The organism is Mesorhizobium sp. WSM4820, assembly GCF_055811075.1.
This window is the reverse complement of record NZ_JBVVQN010000013.1, coordinates 210,703-229,997: the sequence shown is the minus strand read 5'-3', so window position 1 is coordinate 229,997 and position 19,295 is coordinate 210,703. Positions and strand designations below refer to the sequence as shown.

The following is a 19,295-nucleotide window of genomic DNA, read 5'->3' as shown; positions in this document are numbered from 1 at the left end:
TTTAGTGGTTTTTTTTTTTTGTACCGTTTTTCTCACTCCTGACTGGTTTAATACATATTCGGGGGGCGGGCGTTTGGGTGGGGGGGGGGCCCCCCCCCCGGCCCCCCCCCCCCGCCCCCCCCCCCTTTCTGTTTCCGGGACGCGATAGGATAGTTTGGCAGGATCGGGTGGTACGTCGCGCCCGCGGCATGGCGGTTCGCATTCTCGCTGCCATTCTCCTCGGTATTTTGCTATGTCGGCTGCAACGCTTCCAGACAAAGGCTTAAGCACAATGTCCCTGTCCGACGACAGCCGCTATCTCCGGGGCGGTCCGGTCGCCCAACGCATCATCGCCTCGGTGCGCGAGGATGCAGCGATCGCAACCGCCGAAGGCTTTCCGGCCAAACTGATATCGATCACCGTCGGCGACACGGCTGCAGTCGATGTCTATGTGCGCAACCAGCGCGCCAAGGCGGCACTGGCCGGTATCGGTTTCGAGGAAAGACGATTTCCCGCCGACATCACCGCTGGCGAACTCGAAGCAGCGATCCACGGCCTGAACGCCGATCCGCGCGTCACCGGCATCATCATCCAGCGGCCGGTGCCGGTGCATATCCCGATCAAGACGCTGCAAGCGGCGGTGCATCCGCTCAAGGACGTCGAGGGCATGCATCCAGCCTCGATCGGCAACATCGTCTACAACCAGCTAGACCTCGCACCGTGCACGGCCGCCGCTTCGGTCGAACTGCTCAAGGAGACCGGTCTCGATCTCAAGGGGCTCGAGGTCGTCATTGTTGGCCACTCCGAGATCGTCGGCAAGCCGATCGCCTTCCTGCTGATGAGCGAAGGCGCGACGGTGACGGTGTGCCATCACATGACGCGCTCGGTGGCAGCGCATGCGCGGCGTGCCGATGCGCTGTTCGTCGCCGTCGGCAAGCCGCGGCTGATCAAGGCCGATATGGTCAAGCCCGGCGCGGCTGTCATCGACATCGGCATCAATGCCGAGATCGGACCGGACGGGGAGAGCCGCATCGTCGGTGACGTCGACGCCGAGAGCGTCAAGCATGTGGCGTCCTGGATCACGCCGGTGCCGGGCGGCGTCGGCCCGATCACCGTGGCGATTCTTTTGCGCAACACGATGGTGGCGCTCAGCCGCCAGCGCGCGCGTTACCATGCGACCTATGGCGTGGTGGACAAGCTCGCAGCGGAATAAGCCGGCAGCGCCGGTGGATCACTCCGCTGCAACGGCTGCCCTGCTGTCCGGAACGCCCTCCGGCTGCGGCCCGCCATAGGCCCAGTCGAGCAGCTTTATCGTGTGCACCACCGGCAGTTTCGCGGCGGACGCAATCTGAGTGATGCAGCCGATGTTGCCGGTGGCGACGATTTCAGCACCGGTCGCCTCGATATTTCTCACCTTGCGATCACGCAGTTGAGCCGAAATCTCCGATTGCAAAATGTTGTAAGTGCCGGCCGAGCCACAGCACAAATGCCCCTCGCGCGGCTCGCGCACGACGAAGCCGGCTTTGGCCAGAAGCTCCTTCGGCTGGCGAGTGATTTTCTGGCCGTGCTGCATCGAGCAGGCGGAGTGATAGGCGACGATGGTGCCGGGCTTGCGCACCGGCTCGGGCAGATCGATGCTTGCCAGATATTCGGTAATGTCCCTGGCCAGCGCCGACACCCGCGCTGCCTTGTCGGCATAGGCGGGATCGAGGCGCAGCATGAAACCATAATCCTTGATGGTGGTGCCGCAGCCCGACGCAGTGATGACGATGGCATCCAGCCCGCCTTGCTCGATGGCGCGCGTCCAGGCGTCGACATTGCGCCTGGCCGAGGCAAGGGCTGCCGCCTCGCGGCCCATGTGATGCACCAGCGCGCCGCAGCAGCCCTCGCCCTCGGGAACCACGACCTCGACGCCGAGCCGCGTCAGCAGCGCGATCGTCGTGTCGTTGATGGCGGGATCGAGCACGGACTGCGCGCAGCCGGTAAGGATGGCGACGCGGCCATTTTTGCTCGTGCCCTGCCCGGCATGAATGCCCGGCGAAGCCATTGGCGAGGCCGCAGGAATCGACGCCGGGGCGAGCTTGAGCATCGCACCCAGCGGCTTCAGCGCCGGGAGCTTTTCCAGCAATCCGGCGAATGGCTGGCCGAGCTTTGCCAGCTTGAGCGCTGCGCGAAACCGCGAGGGATAAGGCAGGACGAAGGCCAGCATGGCGCGCGTCAGCCGATCGGGCAGCGGCCGCTTGTAGGTTTCCTCGATATGGACGCGGGCGTGGTCGACCAGATGCATGTAGTTGACGCCCGACGGGCAGGTTGTCATGCAGGCGAGGCAGGACAGGCAACGGTCGATATGGGTGACGATCTGCTTGTCGGCCGGTCGGCCGTTCTCCAGCATGTCCTTGATCAGGTAGATCCGCCCGCGCGGCGAATCCAGTTCGTTGCCAAGCGTCACATAGGTCGGGCAGGTGGCCGTGCAGAAGCCGCAATGCACGCATTTGCGCAGGATCTTTTCCGATTCCGCGACATGCGGATCGGCAAGCTGGGCAGCTGAGAAATTGGTCTGCATCTCGAACCTCCTAAGCCATGCGGCCGGGGTTGAGGATCGCCTTCGGATCGAATTCGGCTTTGAGCCGCGCCGACAATGCAGCTAGGTGCGGCGCCTGCGGCTCGAACACCGGCACAGCGGCGCGATGCGAAGGGGCGGCGCGCACCAGCGTCGCATGGCCGCCGCCATACTGTCTCACCAGTGCGCGCAGAAGATCGGCCTCGGGATCGCCATGCTCCATGCGCAGCCAGATCAGTCCGCCCTGCCAGTCATAAAAGGCATCGACGGCCGCCTGCATGCGCAGCGCCAGCACCATCTGGTGGCCTTGTGCCGGCGCCATCGACACGCGCCACACCGGCTTTTCCAGGCCGTCGGCAAACGGCGCACAATCGCGGATATCGCGCCAGACCGAATGCGAAGTCTCGCCCGAGATTTCCTCGAGCGGGCCGGCATTTCCGAGCAGATCTTTCAGCGCTGCGATGCGGTAGGCGACCGACGGGCCGAACCCCTCGACGCGCAGCAATGTCGCGGCGGTACTGCCGAAACCGCCGCCGGCGACCCGTGCGGCAACGCGTTCGGGAAGATGGGCAGCACTCGACACTTCGGCGCTGGAGCCGAGCGCCAGCGCCATAGCGGCCGCGGCATGATCGTCGAGCAGGCCGCGCACAGCCAGCGTGACTTCGGTCTCGGCAGCGGGCAGCACCTTGAAGGTGACGTCGGTAAGAACGGCAAGCGTGCCCCAGCTGTTGGCCATGAGCTTGGACAGGTCATAGCCGGTGACGTTCTTGACCACGCGGCCGCCCGATTTGAACGCCTCGCCACGCCCCGAAACCGCTGCAATGCCAAGAATATGGTCGCGCGCCGCCCCCGCTTTCAGCCGGCGCGGACCGCAAAGGTTCGCGGCCAGTACGCCGCCGATCGTGCCTTTTCCCTTTTCGCCGCCGAGCAGCGGGCCATAATCCAGTGGTTCGAAAGCGAGTTGCTGGCCGTTTTCGGCAAGTAATTTTTCGATCTCGGCGAGCGGCGTGCCGGCCTTTGCTGACAGCACCAGTTCAGCCGGCTCGTAGAGCGTCACGCCTGACAGTTTCGACAGGTCGAGCGTGTGCTCGGTCTGCAGCGGACGGCCGATGCCACGCTTGGAGCCATGGCCGAGGATTTCGAGCGGCGTTTCTTCCGCCGCCGCCCAGGCGACGGTGGACAGGGTTTCGGCGGCGGTGGCGGGGGTGAAGGTGGTCATGGCGTTGCGCCATGTGCAAATTCAAGAACGCTGTGTTCCTTCGCGCCCCCCTCTGTCCTGCCCTCTTTGCCAAAACTTGGCATCTCCCCCTCAAGGGGGGAGATCAGATGTCGCGTCCGGCTTCGCCAATCTTCAACGTTGAAAGAAGGGTGAGGCGCGCGAGCTGCCAATCTCCCCCCTTGAGGGGGAGATGTCCGGCAGGACAGAGGGGGGTGTTCAAGCGCCAACGTACCCACCTCAAAACCTCGGAATATCCGGAAACGCCGTCTGGCCGCGATGCACGTGCATGCGTCCGAGCTCGGCGCAGCGGCGAAGCTGCGGAAACACCTTGCCCGGGTTGAGCAGATGGTTGGGGTCGAAAGCGCATTTGACCCGCATCTGCTGGTCGAGGTCGATCTGGTTGAACATTTCCGGCATCAGGTCGCGCTTCTCGACGCCGACGCCGTGCTCGCCGGTCAGCACGCCGCCGACCTTGACGCAGAGCCGCAGGATGTCGGCGCCGAAACTTTCCGCCTTGTCGAGCTCGCCCGGCACGTTGGCGTCATAGAGGATCAGCGGATGCAGATTGCCGTCGCCGGCATGGAATACATTGGCGACGCCGAGCCCGTATTTTTCGGAGAGTTCCCGCATGCCGTGCAGGACGCGCGGCAGTTCCTTGCGCGGGATGGTGCCGTCCATGCAGTAATAGTCCGGCGAGATGCGGCCGACCGCCGGAAAGGCCGCCTTGCGGCCGGCCCAGAAACTCAGCCGCTCCTGCTCCGATTGCGAGATGCGGCATGTGGTCGAGCCGTTCCTATAGGCGATTGCCTCAACCAGGCCGATCAGATGATAGACCTCGACGCCCGGCCCGTCGAGTTCGACGATCAGCAGCGCCTCGATATCCAGGGGATAGCCGGCATGGACGAAATCCTCGGCAGCATGGATCGCCGGGCGGTCCATCATCTCCATGCCGCTCGGGATGATGCCGGCGCCGATGATGTCGGCGACGCATTGGCCGCCCTGCTCGCTGGTCGGGAAGCCGATCAGCAGCGCGCGAGCCGTCTCCGGCTTCTTCAGGATGCGCACGGTGACCTCGGTGACGACGCCGAGCAGCCCTTCGGAACCGGTCATCACCCCGAGCAGGTCGTAGCCTTCCGCGTCGAGATGCTTGCCACCGAGCCGCACCACCTCGCCGTTCATCAGCACCATCTCGATGCCGAGCACATTGTTGGCGGTAAGGCCGTATTTGAGGCAATGCACGCCACCGGAATTCTCCGCGACATTGCCGCCGATCGAGCAGGCGATCTGGGAGGATGGATCGGGGGCGTAATAAAAGCCCTCCTGCTCGACGGCGGTGGTGATGCCGAGATTGGTGACGCCCGGCTGGGCGACGACGATGCGGTTGGGAAAATCGATCTCGAGGATGCGGTTGAAGCGGCTCATCACCAACAGCACGGCATCTTCCAGCGGCAGCGCGCCGCCGGACAGCGAGGTGCCGGAACCGCGCGGCACGACGCGGATGTTGCGGTCGTTGCAATATTTCAGCACGCGCGAGACCTGCGCCACCGTTTCGGGCAGCACCACGACCAGCGGCAATTGCCGATAGGCGGTGAGGCCGTCGCTCTCGAAGGCGCGCATCGAATTGGCCGCGTCGACGACGCCCTCGCCGGGCACGATGATGCGCATATCGGCGACGATCTCATCGCGCCGGCGCATCGTGGCGTCGTCTGGCTTCGGCATCAGCAGGCCGGACATCACAGTCTCCTTCGATCGACTGGTAAAAATCTTTTACCAGCGGCAGGCGCTTGTTGCAAATCCTGCTTTGGCCGAAATCGGAAGCCGATACCGGGACGATCTTGCGCGGGTCGGCGAGAGGGAAGCGCTGACTTTCTCGCCCCTCGAAGGGGAGATGGCCGCGAAGCGGCCAGAGGGGGGTCGTCTCACGCAAATCGCCAACGTCGTGTCCCGCCGGGAAACGAGGTTGGCGCTCTATGCGATACGACCCCCTCTGTCGCCTTCGGCGACATCTCCCCCTCAAGGTGGGAGATTGCCTGCCTGCTCGCCTGCCGGCTTGGCGGGTTCGGAGTGGAGACGGCGCACTCGGCGCACGCCCCACCAGACCAGCAGGATGGCGAGCGGCACCGAGGCGGCGGTCACGACCTCGGGCGCGACGGCATGGCCGAAGATCGAGGCGCCCTTGGCGAGGTAGCCGATGAGCCCGACGACGTAGTAGGAGACGGCGGCGACCGAGAGACCCTCCACCGTCTGCTGCAGCCGCAACTGCAGGCGGGCGCGGTTGTTCATCGACGCCAGCAGATCGCGGTTCTGCTTCTCGACCTCGACGTCGACCCAGGTGCGCAGCAGCGTGGTGGCACGGGTGAGCTTGGTCGACAGATTGGCCTGACGCTCCTCGACCGAACGGCAGGTGCGCATGGCGGGGGCGACGCGGCGCTGCAGGAAGCCGCCCCAGGTGTCATAGCCGGGCACCGCCTCTTCCTCCAGCGCCTCCAGCCGTTCGCGGACGATGCCGTCATAGGCGCGGCTGGCGCCGAAGCGATAGAGGCTGGAGGCTGCATCGGCCTCGAGTTCGGCGGCAAGCTCGGTCAGGTCGGCAAGCAGCGTCTGGTTGTCGCGAGTTTCGGCGACCTTCATTTCCAGCGTGGTCTGCGCCAGCCGGTCTTCGATGCGGCGGGCGCGACCGGACAGCATCAGCGCCAGCGGCAGGCCAAGCATGGCCAGCGTGCGGTAGGTCTCGATATCGATCAGCCGCTGCGCCAGCGCACCGGTGCGTGCCGGCGTCAGGCCGCGGTCGAGCACCAGCATGCGGGTCATGCCGTCACCGTCCTGGCGGAAATCGGTGACGATGGCGGCGTTGCCGCGCTCGACCAGCGAATAGCACATGCTGGTCGGGTCGAAGCCAGCGATCAGCCTTTCGCTCGCCTGCGTCCATTTGCGGATTTCGAGCCTGATGCCGGAAATCACCGTTCCCGGCGGCGAAAAGCCGTTGCCGAAAGGCGAACCTTCCTGGCGCTGGCCGCTCTCGGAGAGCGGTCCTTCCCATAGATAGGTGGAGAATTCCGTATGCCGTTCCCAGCGCAGCGAGCCCTTGCCCCACTTCATCGCGTGGTGGCGGGCATGAGGGTCAGGCGCGGCGATGCCGAGGCGCCGCGACAGTTCGGAAAGCACCGCCTGGTCGACGCCGGAGCCGGCTTCGGTCATGAACGAAAGCTGCACCAGCACGCGCGGCTTCTCGACCAGCGGATGCGGACGGGCGTGAACCTCGCCGAGCGCGCCAGGCCGTCCCTCATGCGCGGGAAAGCCCATGACGCTGCCCTCGACGCGCGGCTGGAATTTTGGATTGGACGGGTCATCTGCCACGGCTGGTCCCCCGGGCCTGGTGCACTCGCGTCCCTCTAGAGCCAATTGCCGGGGCAAGCAAACGACAAATTAGCCGAAAGCGATATGCCGGGCGACATCGGCTTCGGCCAAGCGGGCGAACTGGATAAATAATTTGACCAGTTGCTGACACTGGCCTTATCCTGCGCGACACCGGTTCAATCCCCAGGCCATCCCCGTTGAGCGACATTTTCTCCAGAATCGAGCATTCCCGCACCGCCGACGAGGTGGTGCAGCAGATCGAGAGTCTGATCCTCGAAGGCGTTCTGCGCACCGGCGACAGGCTGCCGGGCGAGCGCGAACTGGCGCGCCGGTTCGAGGTGTCGCGGCCGATCCTGCGCGATGCGCTGAAGGCGCTGGAGGGGCGCGGGCTTTTGACGACCCGGCCCGGCGGCGGCACCCATGTCGCCGACGTCATCGGCCAGCTGTTCACCAAGCCGGTGACGGACTTGATCTCCATGCACCGCAAGGCGGCGACCGACTATCTGGAATACCGCCGCGAGATCGAGGCGGTGGCGGCCGAGTATGCGGCGCGGCGCGCCACATCAGACGACCTGGCGCTGCTCGATCGCATCATGGCGCGCATGGACGAGGCGCACCGGACCGGCAATTTCGACGACGAGGCGGAAATCGACGTCGAGTTCCACCACGCGATCTGCGAATGCGCGCACAACATCATCCTGTTGCACACGCTGCGCTCGTGCTACCGGCTGCTGTCGGAGGGCGTGTTCCAGAACCGGCTCCTGGTGTTCAACGTGCCGGGCGCGCGCGAGGCGCTGCTTTCGCAGCACCGGGCGATCTACGCAGCGATCAAGGCCGGCGATCCGGCGGCCGCGCGGCAGGCGGCGATGGACCACATCACCCATGTCGAACGCACCATGGCCGAGGCCGAGCGCAGCGGCGACTGGCAACGCGTGTCGCGGCTGAGGCTGATGCAGCGCTCGGAAGCCGGCGACAGCGAGCCGGCACGAAAACGCTCGTGAGCGCCGGCCAAGAATTGCGACGAATTAGCGAACCATCAGCGGGAAGCCCATGAGCATGATCCTCACCATCGCCGATCTCAAGGACCTGGCGCGCCGCCGCGTGCCGAAGATGTTCTTCGACTATGCCGATTCCGGTGGATGGACCGAAAGCACCTACCGGGCCAATGAGGAGGATTTCCAAAAGATCAAGTTCCGCCAGCGCGTGCTGGTCGACATGAGCAACCGCTCGCTGGAATCGACCATGATCGGCGAGAAGGTGGCGATGCCGGTGGCGCTGGCGCCGACCGGCATGACCGGCATGCAGCACCCCGACGGCGAGATGATGGCGGCGCAGGCGGCGGAGGAATTCGGCGTGCCGTTCACGCTGTCGACAATGAGCATCTGCTCGATCGAGGATGTCGCATCGGTGACCAGGAAGCCGTTCTGGTTCCAGCTCTATGTGCTGCGCGACAAGGATTTCGTCCTCAGTCTCATCGACAGGGCGAAGGCGGCGAAGTGCTCGGCCCTGGTGCTGACGCTCGACCTGCAGATCCTGGGCCAGCGCCACAAGGACATCCGTAATGGGCTGTCGGCGCCGCCGCGCTTCACGCCGAAGCATGTCTGGCAGGTGGCGACCAGGCCGGGCTGGTGCCTTGGCATGGCCGGTACCAAGCGCCGGACTTTTCGCAACATCGTCGGCCACGCCAAGGGCGTCGGCGACCTCAACTCGCTGTCGTCGTGGACGACGGAGCAATTCGATCCGCATCTGTCGTGGAAGGACGTCGCCTGGATCAAGGAGCGCTGGGGCGGCAAGCTGATCCTGAAGGGCATCCTCGACAAGGAGGACGCGCTGATGGCGGCCAAGACCGGCGCCGACGCGATTATCGTCTCCAATCATGGCGGACGCCAACTCGACGGCGCGCCGTCGTCGATTTCGGTACTGGAAGAAATCGCCGACGCGGTCGGCGACACGATCGAAGTGCATATGGATGGCGGCATCCGCTCTGGCCAGGACGTGCTGAAGGCGCTGTGTCTCGGCGCCAAGGGCACCTATATCGGCCGGCCTTTCCTCTACGGCCTCGGCGCGCTCGGCAAGAATGGAGTCACCAAAGCCTTGGAAATCATCCGCAAGGAGATGGACATAACGCTGGCACTGTGCGGAAAGCGTCTGGTGACCGACATGGGCAAGGATCAGCTTCGGCGTTAGACTCCCGTGGCGGCATGATCACGGAGATGGAAGCATTGACTGCCCCCGGCATCCACTTTCTCGACGCGCGCGGACCGGAAGGCATGCGCATCTATGCGGTCGGCGACGTGCATGGCCGGCTCGACCTGCTCGCCGCCATGTACCGCCGGATTGCGGCCGAGATCAGCCAGGCGCGGCCAGTCGACTGGCGTGTCGTCCATCTCGGCGACTATGTCGACCGCGGCCCGGACTCCAAGGGCGTCATCGATTTCCTGATCGAAGTGCGAAAACGCGACCCGCGCCACCTGATGCTCGCCGGCAATCACGACATCGGCTTCCTAGACTTCCTCGACACTCCCGATGCGGACGGGCTTTTCATGCGCTACGGCGGCATCCAGACCGCGCAATCCTATGGCGTAGCGCTCAATGAAGGTGGCGGCGCGTGGTTCGGCAGGTCCGAGGCGGCATTGCGGCAAGGCCATGCAGCACTTGTCGAGGCCGTGCCGAAAAGCCACGTCGAGTTCCTGCAGTCGCTGCCGTTTTCACTGACCTTCGGCGACTTCTTCTTCTGCCATGCCGGCATCCGGCCGGGCATTGCGCTGGAAAGTCAGAGCGCGCAGGACCTGATCTGGATCCGCGATGTCTTCCACAATCATTCCGGCCTGCATCCAAAAATCGTGGTGCATGGCCACACGCCGGTGCCGGAGGCCGAGGTGATGGTCAACCGCGTCAATATCGACACGCTCGCCTACCAGACGGGAAACCTCAGCGCGCTCGTCCTCGACGGTGCCGACAAGCGTATCCTGGTGGTGTCGGGCGAGAGGGGTTAAAGCGCTTAGCGAAGCGCGGCGGTGACGCCGTAGCCGTCGACGGCGTTGTGGTTGTTGGCTGCGTCGCCGGCATAGGTGCCGAGGCCGCACAAGAAGATGGCCGACAACATGACAAAGGACAGAAGCGCTGCTTTCACGGACGTCATCTCTTGGTTAGGCTTTCTGCATCTGTGCACGGGGTGGGTTACGAATGGGTTGAAACGGAAAATGCGTCTCAAAGTTTCGACGATTTCGCTGCTTTTAGGCATGTTCTGTATCGGCGATGTGTCGCGCGAGTGACCCAAAAGGTTCATCGCGTTGCACGGACGATGCAGAGCGGGTGCCTTCTAGGGTGGCGGGCGGCCACAAGCCAAGCACGAAACATGCTGTCCACAGCGGATTTTTGCCGGCGTGCCAAATATGCAACGTCGATACTGACCGATCAGATCGTCGCCACCCAGGCGCGGGCGATGGCCAGCCCGGCGGCATCGGCAGCCGCTCCGTGGCGGGCCATTTCGTCGTCGAGCCGATCGCTCCAGTCCGGGTGCCGCTCGGCAATGAGCGATGCGAAAGATGCGCTCCAGTCGCGGACCATCGGCCGGTCCGCCTCGAAATGGAACTGGAAGCCATAGACGGCGCGGCCGATGCGAAACGCCTGGTTCTCGGCGACGTCGTTGCCGGCGAGCCGCACGGCATTTTCGGGCAAGACAAAGGTGTCGTCGTGCCATTCGAAGATCGGGAAATTTTCGGGCAGCGCAGCGAGCACCGGATCGGCCGTCGCCGCCGGCGTGAGCGAAACCTTGTGCCAGCCGAATTCCGAGGCGCCGCCTATCCGGTTCTCGCCGCCGAAGGCGCGCGCCACCAGTTGGCTGCCAAGGCAGATACCGAGCACGGCGCGATCCTTGCCGGCGAAATCGCGCGTCAGGTCGAGAAGTTCAGGAAAATACGGGCAGATCTCGTCGTCCAGCGCATTCTGGGCGCCGCCGAGCACGACCATGGCGTCGTGCGCAGCGCTGTCCTGCGGCAGCATCTCGCCACAATAGGGCCGGCGCAGATCGATATCGGCGCCTGCCTCGACAAGCGCCGCGCCGATCTGGCCAAGACCCTCGCTGTCGAAATTCTGGACCACCAGCACCCGCATCGAAAAACCTGCTGACATGAAAACGATGCGACGAGCGATATCATGCCGCCGTCATTCCGGCCAAGATACGCATTCGGGGAGAAAGCTATGCCACTGCAGAATCGGGTCGACCCGTTCGGTGTCATCCACGCCGTGCCGGAGCGCGGCCTGTTCATGGGCAATCGCGGCATCATCCATGACCCCGAAACGAAGACGCTGCTGAAAAAGCGCTGGGCGCTGCAGGCCTGGATCATCTGCGCATGCGGATTCCGCGATGTGCGGCGCGAGCCGATGGGCCGCAACCGGAACGGCGGCAAGGCCGGCTGGACCGAATTGTTTTTCCTGGACGAGGTGACCGCGCTCTCGGCCGGGCATCGGCCCTGCTTCTTCTGCCGGCGCGAGCGGGCCAGGGACTTCGTCCGGCGCTTCGGCATGGCCTTCGGCATTGCCGCGCCGCGCGCACCACAGGTCGACAAGCGGCTGCATAGGGAGCGGCTGGCGTCGGGTGGGCAGGCACCGGTCGTATCCGTAGAAGAGCTTGCCGGGTTGCCGGACGGCGCCATGGTTGCGGACGGCGGCAATGCCTATGCGATGCGCGGCGGCAAGGCGCTGCGCTGGTCGTTCGCAGGCTATGGTGATCGTGTGGGGGGCGATCCGGTGGACGGCGATCCCGTGGGGTTCGGCGGTTTTGCCGACCGTCCAATCCGCCTGCTCACGCCGGCGACCACCGTTGCCGTGCTGAGGCAAGGCTATGTGCCCGTGTGGCATCCGTCGGCCGAGACTTGACGCCAAGAGCCGGCTCGCCCATTCCTCGGCGATGCGCGCCAATTACAAGATGCAGCGGCTGTTCGTGCCGGACGACCTCGGACCGGATATCGAGTTCGAGGCGAACCCGCAGCAGGGCCATTACCTGATGCATGTGCTGCGGCTCGGCGAGAGCGCCGAAATCCTGTTGTTCAACGGCCGCGACGGCGAATGGTCGGCTTCTATCGCCGCCAGGTCCAAAAAGACGGTGCGGCTGAAGGTGCTGGCCTTGCAGCGGCCGCAGCCGCCGCTGCCCGACCTCGTCTACTGCTTTGCGCCGCTTAAGCAGGGTCGGCTCGACTATCTGGTGCAGAAGGCGGTCGAGATGGGCGCCGGCGTCCTGCAGCCGGTCATTACCCAGCACACGCAGGTGGCAAAGCCCGGCATCGAACGGCTGCGCGCCAATGTCGTCGAGGCCGCCGAACAATGCGGCATCCTTGCGGTGCCGGAAGTGCGCGAAGCGGAAAAAATCGAGCGCCTGCTGGCCGGCTGGGACAAGGAGCGGCGGTTGATCTACTGCGACGAGGATGCTTCCACCAACAATCCGCTGCCGGCGCTGCAGGCGGTGCGGGAGAAGAAGCTCGGGCTGCTGGTCGGGCCCGAGGGCGGGTTTTCCGACGAGGAACGAAGGATGCTGCGGGAGCTGCCTTTCGTAACCGCGATTCCGCTCGGGCCGCGCATCCTGCGCGCAGATACGGCTGCGGTGGCGGCGCTGGCGGTGATACAGGCGACGGTCGGGGACTGGTGAAGGCACTTCCCTTCTCCCCTTGTGGGCCTTGTGGGAGAAGGAAGAAGCAGCCAATCAATTCCAGTTACCCTGTGGCTCAGGATTTTTCGCTTGATCGCCTACTGACATTTCGTCCATCTAGCGCCGGCGGTCGTCCGACCACCTACAGCGCCGCGCGTCCTTTCGGACGCGCAAAGGACGCTGTAGCACTTGATTGGGCACATGATCCTTTCCGAAAATCGAAGCCGATTTTCGGGGTCATGTGCTAGAGGACCTGTAATGGCGCGCGACACAACCGATTTCCGGCCGATCGAAGGCGTCGACGAGCTTGTCGAGCACCTGGCTGAAGGCAACAAGCCGCGCGACAAATGGCGCATCGGCACCGAACACGAGAAATTCCCGTTCTATGTCGACGGCAATGCGCCGGTGCCCTATGGCGGCGAGCACGGCATCCGCGCCATTCTCGAAGGCATGCAGGAAAAACTCGGCTGGGATCCGATCATGGATGCCGGCCGCATCATCGGCCTGGTCGAGCCGACCGGCCGGGGAGCGATCTCGCTGGAACCCGGCGGCCAATTCGAACTGTCCGGCGCGCCGCTGGAGACGATCCACCAGACCTGCCGCGAGGGCAATGCGCACCTGGCGCAGGTGCGCGAGATCGCCGAGCCGATGGGCATCCGCTTCCTCGGCCTCGGCGGCAGCCCGAAATGGTCGCTGGCCGAGACGCCAAAAATGCCAAAGTCGCGCTACGAGATCATGACGCGTTACATGCCCAAGGTCGGCAGCAAGGGCCTCGACATGATGTACCGCACCTGCACCATCCAGGTGAATCTCGACTTCGAGAGCGAGGCCGACATGCGCCGCAAGATGCAGGTGTCGCTGAAGCTGCAGCCGCTGTCGACGGCGCTGTTCGCCAACTCGCCGTTCACTGAGGGCCGGCCCAACGGATTTCAGAGCTGGCGCGGCGACATCTGGCGCGACACCGACAATCAGCGCTCGGGACTGCTCGACTTCTGCTTTTCGCCCGATTTCGGCTTCGCCGACTATGTCGAATGGGCGCTCGACGTGCCGATGTACTTCGTCATCCGCGACGGCCACTACCACGACATGACGCACGTCACCTTCCGCCAGTTCATGGCAGGTGCGGCCCGCAACGAGATTTCTGACGGGCTGCCGACGATGGGCGATTGGGCGAACCATTTGTCGACGCTGTTTCCCGACGTGCGATTGAAGCGTTTCCTTGAAATGCGCGGCGCCGATGGCGGACCGTGGCGGCGCATCTGCGCGCTGCCGGCTTTTTGGGTCGGGCTGCTCTACGACGCGGCGGCGCTCGACGCGGCCGAGGCGCTGACCTCGAGTTGGAGCTATGAAGAGGTGCTGGCGATGCGCAACGCCGTGCCGGAACAGGGCATTTCGGCGCCGTTCCGCAACACGACACTGCGCGAGATCGCCCGCGACGTGCTCGTCATCTCGCGCATGGGGCTGAAGAACCGCGGCCGCAAGAACCGCGACGGCTATGACGAAACGTCGTTCCTCAGCACGCTGGACGAAGTCGTCGCGCGCGGCACCACCAGCGCCGAGGAACTGCTCTCCGCCTATCATACGCGCTGGGGCGGCTCGATCGAGCCGGTGTTCATGGAGTATGCGTATTAGCCGTTTGCTATCGGCTTGGCTGACAACTCGGGAAACGCGCTTTCCGAAATCGATTCCGATTTTCGGGCCGATGCGGTAGGCTCTCCTACGAGGATTTTCCCGAGGAGAAAACCAATGGCTTCCTTGTTCGACATTCTGGCGCAGGCGCAGAACGGTAACGGCATGCAGGCCCTGGCCCAACAGTTCGGCCTTTCGCAGCAGCAAGCGCAATCGGCGGTCGAGGCGCTGCTGCCGGCCTTTTCACAGGGACTGAAGCGCAGCACCTCCGACCCCTACGGGCTCGGCGCGTTCATGACGGCAATGGCCAGCGGCCAGCACGCCAAATATTTCGAGGACGCAGGCCGGGCCTTGTCGCCGCAGGGCGTCGATGAAGGCAACGGCATTCTTGGCCATCTGTTCGGCTCGAAAGACCTGTCCCGCGCCGTTGCCAGCCAGGCAGCGCAGGCGAGCGGCGTCAGCCAGCAGATCTTGCAGCAGATGTTGCCGGTCGTGGCTTCGATGATGATGGGCGGCCTGTTCAAGCAGACCACAAATCAGATGCAGGCAGCAGGCGGATTCGGCGGCGGCAGCAATCCGCTCGGCGAGATCATCGAGCAGATGATGCGGCAGGCCGGCGGCGGCGCGCAGGCGCCGCAACAGCGCCAGGCACCGCAGCCCGGCCCGATGGACAATCCGTTCGGCAAGGTGCTGCAGGACATGTTCGGCGGCGCGCAGCAGCCGCAGGGTCAGCCGCAGCAGGCGCCCAATCCCTACGGCGACAATCCGCTCGGCAAGGTGCTGCAGGACATGTTCGGCGGCGGCGCGCAACAGCCGCAGCGCGAAGCGCCGCAGCAACGCGAAGCGCCGCAGCCGCAGACCAATCCGAGCGGCAGGCCACGCAATCCGTTCGACGATTTGTTCGGCAAGATGTTCGAAGCGGGCGCGCAGCAACGCGACGATTACCAGAAGGGCATGGAGTCGATCTTCGATCAGTTCAAGCGAGGCATGGACCGGCGGTAGCGTGAAGCTGGCCTTCGCCTGATTCAAAAAGAAAAATGCCCGATCCTTGGGAGGACCGGGCAGTGCGCAGGCGGGCCGGCGGGGAAACCGGCAGGGAGTGGGAGCCTGCGAAGTCCTTTAGCGCCGTGCCCCAAAGGGCACGCAGCCAGCGCGATCAGGTCACCTGCGGGCAAGATCCTCGATCGTTTCCGTGCGATCGGCCGCGATGGCGCGAAGTCTCTCGGTTGGATCGCGGCCGAACGGCACGTCGATGGCGACGTGGAGATCGCCGCGCGTCAAGCCGATGTCGGCAAGTTCGGCGTCCGACATCTCGCCAAGGCGATAGAAGGCGCGGCGGTTTTTCCAAGCGCGATAGACATTGGAGATGGTGTTGACCACGCGCGTCGCAATAGCCGGACGCGACGTGATGCGCGAAGTCTCGGTGGCGAAATCAAACGTAGCCATGTCAGTCTCCTTCATATTCGAACGGACGAAGACGGGCGATCGGCGCTGGAAACAGCCGCCGTTCCGGTCCCGATTCACATAGAAAATGCAGGTCGTTGTCCTAAAACCGGTGACCACTTTTAGGCGACCTGCATTGCCGTCATGTGGACAGTCGTAAATTTGCCATCGTTCGATTGATTAATCCAACGAATGTTTCTAATCTTTAGCATCAACACTAGTGATGGATTAGACCGATGAAAGCGCCACTCGATCTCGATCAGTTGCAGACCTTCGTCTCAATCGTCGACACCGGCAGCTTCACCCGCGCGGCGGAAGCGGTGCATCGGACCCAGTCGGCGGTATCCATGCAGATGCGCCGGCTGGAGGAACGGATCGGCAAGCCGCTGTTCGAAAAGGACGGGCGTACCAACAGGCTGACCGAGGAAGGCGACAGGCTGCTCTCCTACGCAAGACGGTTGCTGTTCCTCAATCGGGAAACGCTGGCCGCCTTCGACGACCGGCGGCTCGAAGGCACGATCCGCATCGGCACGCCGGACGACTATGCCGATCGCTTCCTGCCCGAGATCATGGCCCGCTTCGCCCGTTCCAACCCACGTGTCGAACTGACCGTGATCTGCGAGCCGACGCCGGGGCTGGTCGAGCATATCAAGCGCGGCAATCTCGATCTGGCACTGGTGACGCATAGTGACGCGCACGGCCAGTCGGAAGTGGTGCGGCGCGAACCGCTGCTGTGGGTGACTTCGGCCAACCATGCGACGCATGAACAGGACGTTCTGCCGATGGCCTTCGGCCGGCCAAACTGCATCTGGCGGCGGGCCGCGGTCGACGTGCTCGACCGGCAGAACCGCGACTACCGCATCCTGTTCACCAGCTTCTCGGCAACCGTCATCACCGCCGCGGTGCTTTCCGGCCTGGCGATCTCGGTGCTGCCGGAATGCGCGCTGCGCCCCGGCATGCGGGTGCTGGGCGACGCCGACGGGTTCGGTGCCCTGCCCGATTGCCGCATCGGCATCATGCGCGGCCAGACGTCGCGGCCGGAGATCGTCGACGCGCTGGCCCGTCACATTTCGGAAAGCCTCGACAATATCTCCGTGCCGCTCGGCGAAGAGACGGGAAGCTTCGACTTCGCAGCCTTTTCGAAGATGAAGCGGGGCAAGCCGAACCAGATCGTGCCGGGCTGGTAAGGATCAGGCGGAAACTGCTGCCGGCGTGCTGTCCTTGCCAGGCAAAAGGCCGGCCAGCCGCAGCAATTGCGCCGGCTCCAGCGGCAGCGACAGCAGATGGCCCTGAAACTCTCGGCAGCCCATGGCGACGAGCAGCGCCTTTTGCTCCTCGGTCTCCACGCCTTCCGCGGTGACGCCGACGTCAAGAGCGTCGGCAAGATCGACCAGCGCCCTGACGATCGCCGCCGAACTCTCGTCGCGGCCGAGGAGGTTGACGAAGGAGCGGTCGATCTTGAGCTTGTCGATGGCGTGGCGGCGCAGATAGTTCAGCGACGAATAGCCGGTGCCGAAATCGTCGAGCACTATGGCGATCCCCGACCGGCGCAAGGCAGCCAGAGCCGCCCTGGTCGTATCGTTGTTATCCAACAGCACGCCCTCGGTGATCTCGAGCTGCAGGCGCCCTGGCGCCAATCCGGTCTCGGCGAGAACCGCCGCGAGCTGCTCGGCGAAACCGGTGTCGCGCAGTTGCAGCGGCGACACGTTGACGGCCACCCAAGGCAATTCGGTGCCGACAGCGAAGCGGCAAGCCTCTTGCAGCACCCATTTGCCAAGCTGGCCGATCATGCCACGTTCTTCGGCGATGGCGATGAATTGTGCCGGCGGCAAGCCACCATGGACCGCATGTCCCCAGCGGATCAGCGCCTCGGCACCGAGGATCGTGCTGCCGTCCGCCGCAAAGATCGGCTGATACGCCAGCTTGATCCCGGTTCCGCCATTCAGGGCATGGCGAAGCTCGCTCTCAACCTGGCGCTTGCGCAACAGGAGGTCGTCCATGTCGCCGGCGAAGACCTGGTAGCGGCCGCGGCCGTTCTTCTTGGCTTCGTAAAGCGCGATATCGGCCTTGCGCAGCAAGTCGTCCGCATCGGCATCCGGACCGGTCGACAATGCTATGCCGATGCTGGCGCTGACAAAAACCTGGTCGTCGGCCAGCTTGAACGGCTCCTGCAGCTTTTGAAGCAGACCCTCCGAAACATCTTCGGCGCCTCGGATGTCGTTAACATCGATCAGGATCATGGCGAACTCATCGCCGCCGAGCCGTGCCACCGTGTCGACCTCCCGGATTGCCTGCTGGAGCCTCGCGGCGGTCTGGCGGACAAGCTCGTCGCCGGCAGGATGGCCAAGCGTGTCGTTGACATGCTTGAAACGGTCGAGGTCGAGATAAAGCAGCGCCACTTTGGCTGTTTCGTGACTGGCCGTGAGCAAAGCGCGCCGGAGCCGGTCCTCGAACAGCGCCCGGTTGGGAAGGCCGGTGAGCGTGTCGTGGAAGGCGAGATACTGCGCCTCGGCCTGACTGGTCTGCAGCGCCGACGATGCACGGCGTAGGCGGCGCAGCAGGAATGCCAGGACACCTGCCGCGAGCAGCGCGCCACCGATCAGGGCCGGCCCTGCCTCGCGCACAAGCGCGCTGCCGGGCCGCTCCTGATCCCAGCCGGCATAAGCCAGGATGACGCCGTGTGAGTCGACCAGCGGAATGGCAGCCCCGCCGACCGGCTGCGACAACGGCAGCAGGCGGGCGCCCGCCAACAGATATTGCCCGGCGATCTTGGCCAGCAGCGCGTCGGTGATGAAGTCCACCGAGATATGAAGGTATTCGCTGCCAGGCGTCTGGATGACGCGGTCGGAACTCGGCACCAGCGGCATAATGCTAAGGATGGCAGGTTTTCCGTCAAGCTCCACCAGATCCCCTGCGGCCAATTTGACCGGATCGCCGGCCAGGTCTTCTTTCGCCGGCTCGCGGATCAACCGGCGCACCCTTTCGACCGTGGGCAACAGAACCGGTTCATCCCCGCTGTAACGCGCCGGCGCCAGCACGTTTCCTTCACGCATCGCATGGACCGGACGATCGGCGGCATCCAGTACATAGACGCGATCATGCCCATAGTAGGAATACATCCAGACGCTGATGTTATCGATCATCCAGTCCACGTTGCCGGCCTTGGCATTGATGACGGAATCGTCCCAGACGGCGATGCTTTCCTGCTCGCGATCCACCGCCGCGATCCGGTCCCGCATGCCATTGGCGAAAAGGATTTTCTGCCGCTCGAGGGAGACGCTATCCGCCTGCACAGTGGCGTAAAAGCCAAAGCCGACGACCATGGCAAGCGCGAAAATGGCAAGCGCCATCACCGTCAGCGTGACCTGGAACGTTAATGGGCTGCGTTGAAGACGACGGCTCATGCGTCCTGGCCACTCTCTTTTCCGCACAGTCATCAGATCGGGTTAAGATCGAGTTAT

The 19,295-nt window shown here is 64.3% G+C and carries 17 protein-coding genes; 9 read left to right on the top strand and 8 right to left on the bottom strand.

The genetic code is table 11. The annotated features are described in order from the left end of the window. Window positions 1-271 precede the first annotated feature (271 nt). The gene (locus AC0L2R_RS21800) at window positions 272-1,192 is read left to right on the top strand and encodes a bifunctional 5,10-methylenetetrahydrofolate dehydrogenase/5,10-methenyltetrahydrofolate cyclohydrolase (protein WP_287071305.1); all 921 of its coding nucleotides are present in this window, start codon (window positions 272-274) and stop codon (window positions 1,190-1,192) included. Between the two features lie 18 nt (window positions 1,193-1,210). On the opposite strand, the gene glcF is transcribed toward AC0L2R_RS21800, so the two are convergent. From glcF to AC0L2R_RS21780, 4 genes are all read right to left on the bottom strand, one after another. Further along, the gene (gene glcF / locus AC0L2R_RS21795) at window positions 1,211-2,542 is read right to left on the bottom strand and encodes a glycolate oxidase subunit GlcF (RefSeq protein ID WP_473511460.1); all 1,332 of its coding nucleotides are present in this window, start codon (window positions 2,540-2,542) and stop codon (window positions 1,211-1,213) included. 10 nt (window positions 2,543-2,552) lie between these two features. Further along, the gene (locus AC0L2R_RS21790) at window positions 2,553-3,758 is read right to left on the bottom strand and encodes an FAD-binding protein (RefSeq protein ID WP_473511458.1); all 1,206 of its coding nucleotides are present in this window, start codon (window positions 3,756-3,758) and stop codon (window positions 2,553-2,555) included. A 237-nt stretch (window positions 3,759-3,995) separates the two neighbouring features. Continuing rightward, entirely contained in the window at window positions 3,996-5,492 is a 1,497-nt protein-coding gene (locus tag AC0L2R_RS21785) for an FAD-linked oxidase C-terminal domain-containing protein (RefSeq protein WP_473511457.1), read from the bottom strand. A 279-nt stretch (window positions 5,493-5,771) separates the two neighbouring features. Then, entirely contained in the window at window positions 5,772-7,115 is a 1,344-nt protein-coding gene (locus tag AC0L2R_RS21780; RefSeq protein WP_473511455.1) for a DUF3422 family protein, read from the bottom strand. A 197-nt stretch (window positions 7,116-7,312) separates the two neighbouring features. Between AC0L2R_RS21780 and AC0L2R_RS21775 the strand changes: the two genes are divergently transcribed. The 3 genes from AC0L2R_RS21775 to AC0L2R_RS21765 are packed head-to-tail and all read left to right on the top strand — an operon-like array spanning window position 7,313 to window position 10,111. Then, window positions 7,313-8,116 (top strand): FadR/GntR family transcriptional regulator, encoded by an 804-nt coding sequence (locus tag AC0L2R_RS21775; RefSeq protein ID WP_473511453.1) that lies wholly within the window; start codon window positions 7,313-7,315, stop codon window positions 8,114-8,116. Between the two features lie 49 nt (window positions 8,117-8,165). Next, window positions 8,166-9,302: an alpha-hydroxy acid oxidase gene (locus AC0L2R_RS21770; protein WP_473511451.1), complete on the top strand. Its 1,137-nt coding sequence runs from the start codon at window positions 8,166-8,168 to the stop codon at window positions 9,300-9,302. Between the two features lie 35 nt (window positions 9,303-9,337). Continuing rightward, window positions 9,338-10,111: a metallophosphoesterase gene (locus tag AC0L2R_RS21765; RefSeq protein WP_473511476.1), complete on the top strand. Its 774-nt coding sequence runs from the start codon at window positions 9,338-9,340 to the stop codon at window positions 10,109-10,111. A gap of 5 nt (window positions 10,112-10,116) precedes the next feature. Here the strand turns inward: AC0L2R_RS21765 and AC0L2R_RS21760 are convergent, their stop codons facing one another. Both AC0L2R_RS21760 and AC0L2R_RS21755 read right to left on the bottom strand, forming a co-directional pair. Beyond that, entirely contained in the window at window positions 10,117-10,248 is a 132-nt protein-coding gene (locus AC0L2R_RS21760; protein WP_473511478.1) for a hypothetical protein, read from the bottom strand. A gap of 284 nt (window positions 10,249-10,532) precedes the next feature. Continuing rightward, a complete protein-coding gene (locus tag AC0L2R_RS21755) occupies window positions 10,533-11,231 on the bottom strand; it encodes a type 1 glutamine amidotransferase (protein WP_473511474.1) in 699 nt (232 codons plus the stop codon). Window positions 11,232-11,318: 87 nt separating this feature from the next. Between AC0L2R_RS21755 and AC0L2R_RS21750 the strand changes: the two genes are divergently transcribed. The 4 genes from AC0L2R_RS21750 to AC0L2R_RS21735 all read left to right on the top strand — a co-directional run bounded on the left by AC0L2R_RS21750 (window position 11,319) and on the right by AC0L2R_RS21735 (window position 15,393). Next, window positions 11,319-11,996 (top strand): hypothetical protein, encoded by a 678-nt coding sequence (locus tag AC0L2R_RS21750; protein ID WP_473511450.1) that lies wholly within the window; start codon window positions 11,319-11,321, stop codon window positions 11,994-11,996. 31 nt (window positions 11,997-12,027) lie between these two features. Next, on the top strand, window positions 12,028-12,762 hold the full coding sequence (locus tag AC0L2R_RS21745; protein ID WP_473511472.1) for a 16S rRNA (uracil(1498)-N(3))-methyltransferase: 735 nt from the start codon (window positions 12,028-12,030) through the stop codon (window positions 12,760-12,762). A 258-nt stretch (window positions 12,763-13,020) separates the two neighbouring features. After that, window positions 13,021-14,394, top strand: a complete 1,374-nt coding sequence (locus AC0L2R_RS21740; protein WP_091595268.1) for a glutamate--cysteine ligase — start codon at window positions 13,021-13,023, stop codon at window positions 14,392-14,394. A 114-nt stretch (window positions 14,395-14,508) separates the two neighbouring features. Beyond that, window positions 14,509-15,393: a DUF937 domain-containing protein gene (locus AC0L2R_RS21735; protein ID WP_473511449.1), complete on the top strand. Its 885-nt coding sequence runs from the start codon at window positions 14,509-14,511 to the stop codon at window positions 15,391-15,393. A 159-nt stretch (window positions 15,394-15,552) separates the two neighbouring features. On the opposite strand, the gene AC0L2R_RS21730 is transcribed toward AC0L2R_RS21735, so the two are convergent. Then, window positions 15,553-15,837 carry a DUF1127 domain-containing protein gene (locus tag AC0L2R_RS21730; RefSeq protein WP_091595344.1) on the bottom strand — a complete coding sequence of 95 codons (285 nt, stop codon included), beginning with the start codon at window positions 15,835-15,837 and terminating at the stop codon, window positions 15,553-15,555. Between the two features lie 233 nt (window positions 15,838-16,070). On the opposite strand from AC0L2R_RS21730, the gene AC0L2R_RS21725 reads away from it, so the two are divergent. Continuing rightward, window positions 16,071-17,021 carry a LysR substrate-binding domain-containing protein gene (locus AC0L2R_RS21725; protein ID WP_023800337.1) on the top strand — a complete coding sequence of 317 codons (951 nt, stop codon included), beginning with the start codon at window positions 16,071-16,073 and terminating at the stop codon, window positions 17,019-17,021. Window positions 17,022-17,024: 3 nt separating this feature from the next. Here AC0L2R_RS21725 and AC0L2R_RS21720 read toward each other — a convergent pair whose 3' ends face one another. Next, on the bottom strand, window positions 17,025-19,238 hold the full coding sequence (locus tag AC0L2R_RS21720) for a putative bifunctional diguanylate cyclase/phosphodiesterase (protein ID WP_473511447.1): 2,214 nt from the start codon (window positions 19,236-19,238) through the stop codon (window positions 17,025-17,027). Window positions 19,239-19,295: the final 57 nt, after the last annotated feature.